This is a genomic window from Streptomyces sp. SID5910, assembly GCF_009862125.1.
Lineage (GTDB): Bacteria > Actinomycetota > Actinomycetes > Streptomycetales > Streptomycetaceae > Streptomyces.
Genome location: NZ_WWHX01000918.1, coordinates 1 through 1,422, shown reverse-complemented (window position 1 = coordinate 1,422; position 1,422 = coordinate 1). Strand labels below are relative to the sequence as shown.

Annotated in this window: 2 protein-coding genes; one reads left to right on the top strand and one right to left on the bottom strand. The window is 76.5% G+C overall.

All coding sequences use genetic code 11. The annotated features are described in order from the left end of the window. Positions 1-109: 109 nt before the first annotated feature. A complete protein-coding gene (locus GTW67_RS32760) occupies positions 110-658 on the bottom strand; it encodes an anthrone oxygenase family protein (RefSeq protein ID WP_237519148.1) in 549 nt (182 codons plus the stop codon). Between the two features lie 166 nt (positions 659-824). On the opposite strand from GTW67_RS32760, the gene GTW67_RS32755 reads away from it, so the two are divergent. Further along, the coding region (locus tag GTW67_RS32755) for a CGNR zinc finger domain-containing protein (protein ID WP_161168384.1) at positions 825-1,422 on the top strand (598 nt) is incomplete at its 3' end.

Genomic DNA, 1,422 nt, shown 5'->3' with positions numbered 1-1,422 from the left:
GGGGCGGCACGGGTGGGCGCAGCGGCACCCGTTCCGGCCCCGGCGCCGGTGTCGCCCCTGCGGCGCCCCCGGAGGGCCGGCGCACGCGAGAACGTGACTCGACGCCCCCTCAGGCGGGCGGCGGAAAGTCGCCAGCGCGGCCGGCGCGGGCCCGCGTCACCGCGGCAGCGGACAGGCACGTCAGGGCCGCTGAAGACAGCAGCGTCCGGACGACGTTCCACGCGACCCACGGGTCCTCGAACCGTTCCCGCAGCACCGCCGGGTCGCCCGCCCCCGCCAGCCCGTCGTTGAGCGGGACGTTGCACGCCACCGTCACCAGGAAGGCCGCCACGGCCGCCACCGCGCCCGCCCACGCCCACCGGCGCCCCGGCGAGCCCCGCAGCCGCCACGCCGCCACCCCCGCGAGCACCGGCGCCGCCATGAAGACCAGCAGGAACACCGGGTTCTGGATCACGTCGTTGACGTCCCGCATCACGTCCACGTACACCCGGTCGTCACTGCGCGCCAGCGCCGGCATCACCGCGCAGGCGAAGACGTAGAACGTCCCCGCCATCAGCCCCGCGGCGACCGTCGCCGCGACCAGCACCCCCGTAGTGGCCCGCGACCGCCGTCCGCCGCCGGTCCCCGCCCCGTCCATCGACCGCACTCCGTCTGCCATGCGTCCAGTCAACGCACGCCCGCACGCGACGGACATGGCCCGGACGCGCGGGCGCATGCGCGAGCGTCCAGGCACGGGCGGTACGAGGGGTTCCGGGCACGGGAGCGGGCAGGCACTGTAGAGGGAGCGGTCCACCTGCTCCCCTTCCCTAGGCGGTGACAGGAACATGGCACTGGGTACGGTGACAGACCCGTACGAGCTGCGGTTCGACACCGGGCGGGTCTGTCTGGACCTCCTCGCCACCACCCACCCCGTCGAACGGCTCGACTCCGTCGCGGCGTTGCGCGCCTGGATCACCGGCTCCGGCATCGTCCCGCCGGGCACACCCCTGGCCCACGCCGACGGCTCCTGGCTGGCCGGCTTCCGCGAACTGCGCTGCCAGACCGCCCGCCTGGTGCGCGCCCGCGCCCTCCGCGCCCCCGGCCCGGCCCCCGGCGGCTCCTACGACCTCGCGCTCGCCCGCGTCAACGACCTCGCTCGCGCCGCACCCCCCGCGCCCCGCGCGGTACGCGGCGAGGACGGCGCGCTGGTACGGGAGCTGACGGCCCCTCCGGAGTGCGCCGCGCTGCTCGCCGCGCTCGCCCGGGACGCCGTGGAACTGCTCACCGACCCCGTCGCACGGGCGAGCCTGCGCCAGTGCGCGGGCGACAACTGCCCCATCGTGTACGTCGACACCTCCCGCGGCCGCCGCAGACGCTGGTGCTCCAGCGAGATCTGCGGCAACCGCGAACGCGTCGCCCGGCACCGCCGCCGCGCGGCCCTCA

Coding starts and splice junctions, on each gene's coding strand:
- GTW67_RS32760 (WP_237519148.1), bottom strand. CDS start 658: ATGGCAGACGGAGTGCGGTCGATGGACGGGGCGGGGACCGGCGGCGGA.